The sequence below is a fragment of the Blautia segnis genome, from assembly GCF_014287535.1.
GTDB lineage: Bacteria > Bacillota > Clostridia > Lachnospirales > Lachnospiraceae > Blautia_A > Blautia_A acetigignens.
In genome coordinates, this window is sequence record NZ_JACOOT010000036.1 from 121,398 (window position 1) to 127,535 (window position 6,138).

Genomic DNA, 6,138 nt, shown 5'->3' on the forward strand with positions numbered 1-6,138 from the left:
CTCCTTCCTCTTCTCACTTTTTTCTGCAGACTTTCCCGGCATCCCGTTTATATCTGGGATACTTGTCTTACTTGTTGGTCTATAAAATCTATGAGAGGATGCACGCATTTAGAACCAGAAATTTTAAAAAAATTTTTTTAACACCTTGTAATCTGCGAAAAATGTGGTAAACTGGGAATTTGGTTACTGTTCACTTCGTTCACAGCAACCGCTACGCGATGCACAGAAATCATGCAAGCATGATTTCGCGCTGCATTTCTCGGGTTTTCTGTGAACTCTGTTCACAAAAAACACCTCGCGGAACACATCCAACGGACAGTATCTGACTATAGACAATGCACAATAATCACATTATAATTAATTAAGGAAAGAAAGCGACAGAACCTCTTCTGCCGCGATAAAGAAAGGATTTCGATTTTTATGAAGACGAAACGCGAAGATGTACGTAACGTAGCCATCATTGCCCACGTTGACCATGGTAAAACCACACTGGTAGACCAGCTGCTGAAGCAGAGCGGTGTTTTCCGTGCCAACCAGGAGGTTCAGGAACGTGTCATGGACTCTAATGACATTGAGAGAGAGCGTGGTATCACAATTCTCTCCAAGAACACAGCAGTTCATTACAAAGACACAAAGATCAACATTATCGATACCCCAGGACATGCTGACTTCGGCGGCGAGGTTGAGCGTGTACTGAAAATGGTAGACGGCGTTATCCTTCTGGTTGATGCTTTCGAAGGTGCCATGCCTCAGACCAAATTCGTTCTGAAAAAAGCTCTTGAGCTGGATCTGCACGTAATCGTCTGCATTAACAAAATAGACCGTCCGGAAGCAAGACCGGATGAGGTTGTAGATGAGGTACTTGAGCTTCTGATGGACCTTGGTGCTTCTGATGAGCAGCTTGACTGTCCGTTCCTGTATGCATCTGCAAAGACCGGACATGCTGTTCTGGATCTGAAGGATACACCGGAGAACATGGAGCCTCTGTTTGAGGCAATTCTGAAATACATCCCTGCTCCGGAAGGAGACCCGGATGGAGATACTCAGGTACTGATCAGTACAATTGATTACAATGAGTATGTTGGACGTATCGGTGTTGGTAAAGTTGAGAGCGGTACTATTTCTGTGAACCAGGAGCTTACCCTTCTGAACCATCATGACCCGGACAAGAAACAGAAGGTTAAGATCAGCAAGCTTTATGAGTTTGACGGTCTGAACAAGGTTGAGGTAAAAGAAGCAACCATCGGATCTATTGTTGCAATTTCCGGTATTGCGGAGATTCATATTGGAGATACTCTTTGCGGCGGCGACAACCCGGAGGCAATTCCGTTCCAGAAGATTTCTGAGCCTACTATCGCTATGAACTTCCTGGTAAATGACAGCCCGCTTGCAGGACAGGAGGGTAAATACATTACTTCCCGTCATCTCCGTGACAGACTTTACAGAGAGTTAAATACAGATGTCAGCCTTCGTGTTGAGGATACTGAGACAACTGAATGCTTTAAGGTTTCCGGACGTGGTGAGCTTCATCTTTCCGTTCTTATTGAGAATATGAGACGTGAGGGATATGAGTTTGCAGTCAGCAAGCCGGAGGTTCTTTACAAAATTGACGAGCGCGGCAAGAAGTTAGAGCCAATGGAGATCGCTTATATTGATGTTCCGGAGGAGTTTTCCGGTACTGTAATCCAGATGCTTAGTGAGCGTAAGGGTGAGCTTCAGGGAATGAGTACTGCAAGCGACGGTTCTGTTCGTCTTGAGTTCCACATTCCTTCCCGTGGACTGATTGGTTTCCGTGGAAACTTCCTGACTTCTACTAAGGGTACTGGTATTATCAATACTATTTTTGACGGATATTCTCCATATAAGGGAGATTTCCAGTATCGTAAGCAGGGATCCCTGATCGCATTTGAGGGCGGCGAGGCTGTTACTTATGGTCTGTTCGCAGCTCAGGAGCGTGGTACTTTGTTTATCGGACCTGGCGCAAAGGTTTACAGCGGTATGGTTATCGGACAGAATGGTAAGGCAGAGGATATTGAGCTGAATGTCTGCAAGACCAAGCATCTGACTAACACTCGTTCCTCTTCTGCTGATGAGGCGCTGAAGCTGACTCCTCCGAGAGTTCTCAGCCTGGAGCAGGCTATCGAGTTTATCGACACCGATGAGCTCCTGGAGGTTACTCCTACCAGCCTTCGTATCCGTAAGAAGATTCTGGATTCCCGTGACAGGAAGAGAGCTTCTATTAAGAAGAATGCATAAGAAATTATAATAAAAAAAAGCAGATAGGTCTTAGCTGGGTGAGTTAAGATTTATCTGCTTTTTTATTTTTATATTCGCATAAGTTGGCGGAGTGTTGCGACGACCTGCGATGAATATACCTTGTGAACTCGCGTCCGGGCAACGATTTCTTCACTAAGCCACTCTAAAGCTCCTTCTTCAGCTTATAAAAATCCTTTACAGCCTTCCACCCGATCTTCACGATCTTTTTCACGTTGATGGAATTGGTTCCGCCTTGTCGGGGTTTGAAGGTGATGTCGATGAACTTTACTTTTTCTTTGTAGTGGACAAAGTATGTGGTGAACATGATGTTGGGGATGTTGAAATCCTCTGGCAGCTTGCCGATGTATTTGGCCACCAGGTCTGTTTTCATCAGGCGATAGGGCGCATTGGCGTCGGACACTTTTACCCCGAAGATCATTCTCAGGAGAAAACACACTACATTCTCCACAAACTTCCGTGACTTGCCGTCACCGCGAACAGAACGTGTGCCGATCACCGCATCATAGCGGCCTCTCTGGTTCCAGAAGGGCTCGAATTCATCCGGGTTGGTCTGTCCGTCAGAATCAGTCTGGAAAATGTAATCTGCATGATTCTGAATAGCATAGCGGTATCCATAAAGAACTGTAGGACCATGTCCACCATTTGGTTTGTCCAGAGGAATAAGCAGGGGACGTGATGCGGCGCATTTTTGCAGAAGCTGGTATGTATGATCCTTGCTTCCGTCATTGATGATCACAAGCCTGGATTTGCCTTCATCATTGTGCCGCTCCACCACCGGATACCACTGGTCAATGGTTCTCTCAATATTCGCAGATTCGTTATACGCTGGAATTACGATATATAAACTGGACATAATCCCCTCCGATTTTCTAAATTTTATTTCAGTCCAAATTCCTCTGCCAGTTTTGCAAACTGCGGCAGAGAATTCATAATAGTCTCATAAGATACGCAGTAAGCCAGTCTCACATATCCAGGGCATGCGAAAGAACTTCCCGGTACCATAAGAATGTTGTATTTCTTGCCAGCTTCGCAGAATGCTTTTTCATCTGCAACAGGGGATTTCACGAAAAGATAAAAAGCACCCTGCGGCTTAATGCATTCGAAACCGAGATCCTTCAGGCCATTATAAAGAGCAAGACGGTTCTTATCATAAGCTGCCACATCAACCTCTGCATCCACACATTTGGCAATTACCTTCTGGATCAAAGACGGTGCGTTGACACAGCCAATGGTACGGTTTGCAATAGCTGCTGCCGCAATCAGCTCTTCACTTCCATCTGCCTCATTCGGGATAACCAGATATCCGATACGCTCTCCCGGCAGGGAAAGGGATTTGCTGTAGGAATAGCCAACAATGGTATTTGCATAGTATTTCGTCAGATAAGGAACCTGCACGCCGTCGTAAGCCAGCTCTCTGTACGGCTCATCCGAAATCAGATAAATCACGGTGCCAAATTCCTTCTGCTTCGCTTCCAGAATCTCTGCCAGCTTCTTGATAGTTTCCTCGGAATAAACAACTCCAGTTGGATTGTGAGGGGTATTCACAATGACAGCACGGGTCTTCGGTGTGACTTTCTCCTCAAATTCCTTCAGGTTCGGCTGGAAGGTGGCGGTATCCGGTGAAATTTCCACAAGCTTGCCGTCATAATTCCTTACATATGCACCGTACTCCAGGAAATAAGGTGCAAAAACAATGACTTCTTCCCCAGGATTCAGGATTGTTTTAAAGGCTACGTTCAGTCCGCTTGCCGCTCCAACTGTCATAATCAGGTTCTTTGCCGCAAAGGAAGTTCCAAATCTGCGGTTCAAAGATTCTGCGATGGTCTGGCGCACATCCTCGAAACCTGCATTACTCATATATCCATGAAGAATGGTAGGTTCCTCCTCATTTACCAGGTCAATGATTGCCTGGCGCACACAGTCCGGAGCCGGAACGCTTGGATTTCCAAGGCTGAAATCAAACACATTCTCCGGTCCGTAAATGGCACGAAGACGGTTTCCTTCCTCAAACATCATACGGATTGCAGAATTGTTTTTTACGTAAGGTTTCATTTTTTCTGCTATCATTTTGGGTCACTCCTTTGCTTATGTCTTAAATGTTATCGCTTTGTCTTTTTGTTTCCGAAAATGATCCAGCTTACAAATGCCAGCACCAGCAGGCTTACGATCATCCATACAGCCAGCACAGCCAGTCCTTTCGGACTAAACATATCATAATAGCCTTTCAGATAAATTACAACTACCACTGCAGGAATTACGTACAGCATATATTTCTGCACATTTGTGGGGAATTTCAATCCCTCGCCAGTGTCAGCCTCTTTGATGAAATTTTTCCATCCCCAGCCGTATCTGGATACGCAGAACATAACGAATACTACAGAGCCAAGGGGAAGAATATTATTTGATACAATAAAGTCCTCCAGGTCCATAATGTTGGTTCCTGCTCCAAGGGGCTGTATGCCGGACAGCACATTGAATCCCAGCACTGCCGGAAGGGAAAGAAGGATCATTACAACCATATTCACTGCTACTGCTTTCCCCCGGCTCCAGCCTTTCCGGTCCATGGAATAGGACAAAATATTCTCGAATACTGCAATTACCGTGGACAGGGAGGCAAAAGACATAAACAGGAAAAATAAAGCTCCCCAGATTCTGCCGCCTGCCATCTGGTTAAATACATTCGGCAGCGTGATAAATACCAGTCCTGGACCTGCGCCTGGCTCTACACCGAATGCGAAGCATGCCGGAATAATGATCAGTCCAGCCATCAATGCCACGAAGGTATCCAACACGGTAATGTGAATGGATTCTCCCAGAAGGGATCTGTCTTTGCCCAGGTAGCTTCCAAAAATAGTCATGGAACCTGCACCAATGCTTAATGTAAAAAATGCCTGTGACAATGCTCCGAAAATTACATTTCCAATCCCGATTTCTTTCATGGAGGCAAAATCCGGCACCAGATAAAATTTCACGCCTTCCATTGCCCCATCCAAAGTGAGGGAATGGATTGCGAGAACTACGATCAGTGCCAGAAGGCTGAGCATCATTACTTTGGTGATTTTCTCAAGGCCGCGCTGTACGCCCAGGGAACAAACGCCAAAAGATAAAACAACTACGATCACCATCCATAAGGTCATTGTACCAGCGGAACCCTGAAGTTCTGTAAAGTAATCTGTTACCTGTGCGGAATCTTTTCCCGCTAATTTACCTGCTGCCATGGCATAGCAGTAATACAGCATCCATCCCGCTACCATTGTGTAGAACATCATCAGCACATAGTTGGAAACCATGCTCATGTAGCTGAAATTGTGGAAATTGGAGCCTTCCGGTTCCAAATCGTGGAATGCTCTTGCCGTACTTTTGCGGCTTGCACGTCCTACCGCAAATTCACATACCAGCACCGGCAGCCCAAGCAGCACCAAAAATACCAAATAAATCAGAATAAATGCCGCGCCGCCGTATTTCCCTGCCATGTACGGGAATTTCCACACATTTCCCAGTCCGATGGCGCATCCTGCGGAAACCAGGATAAATCCCAGCCGCGACCCGAATGTTTCTCTTTCTTTCAAAACGTCCCCCTTGTTTCTTTTTTTATTTTTTGTTGGAAAACATTAAAAAGGACCGGTTAAAGCCAGCCCTTTTCATTATTTTTCCGATATCTTATTGTAACGCTCCCACTCTTTTATGTCAACGCTTTTATGTGATGGGAGTTTAATGTTTTAAAGTCATCAACTGACTTTCTCCACAGTTTTGCAGCATCACATGTTTGCTTGTAGCTTGAAAGCCTTTTATTTAGCGGCTGACAGGCTTTTTTTATTTTTAAAATTAATCATATTTCACTAGCGTTTTATGACGTTTTGT

Annotated in this window: 4 protein-coding genes; 1 reads left to right on the plus strand and 3 read right to left on the minus strand. The window is 45.3% G+C overall.

All coding sequences use genetic code 11. The features are described 5' to 3' along the window. The first annotated feature begins 420 nt into the window (after positions 1–420). Positions 421–2,256: a translational GTPase TypA gene (gene typA, locus H8S54_RS15585; protein ID WP_117851234.1), complete on the plus strand. Its 1,836-nt coding sequence runs from the start codon at positions 421–423 to the stop codon at positions 2,254–2,256. A 163-nt stretch (positions 2,257–2,419) separates the two neighbouring features. Here the strand turns inward: typA and H8S54_RS15590 are convergent, their stop codons facing one another. The 3 genes from H8S54_RS15590 to H8S54_RS15600 are packed head-to-tail and all read right to left on the minus strand — an operon-like array spanning position 2,420 to position 5,846. Next, positions 2,420–3,130, minus strand: a complete 711-nt coding sequence (locus H8S54_RS15590) for a glycosyltransferase family 2 protein (RefSeq protein ID WP_021925138.1) — start codon at positions 3,128–3,130, stop codon at positions 2,420–2,422. Positions 3,131–3,153: 23 nt separating this feature from the next. Then, positions 3,154–4,344, minus strand: coding sequence for a pyridoxal phosphate-dependent aminotransferase (locus H8S54_RS15595; protein ID WP_186901784.1), 1,191 nt, complete (start codon positions 4,342–4,344; stop codon positions 3,154–3,156). Between the two features lie 32 nt (positions 4,345–4,376). Then, positions 4,377–5,846, minus strand: coding sequence for a sodium-dependent transporter (locus H8S54_RS15600; RefSeq protein WP_186901785.1), 1,470 nt, complete (start codon positions 5,844–5,846; stop codon positions 4,377–4,379). Between the last annotated feature and the right edge of the window lie 292 nt (positions 5,847–6,138).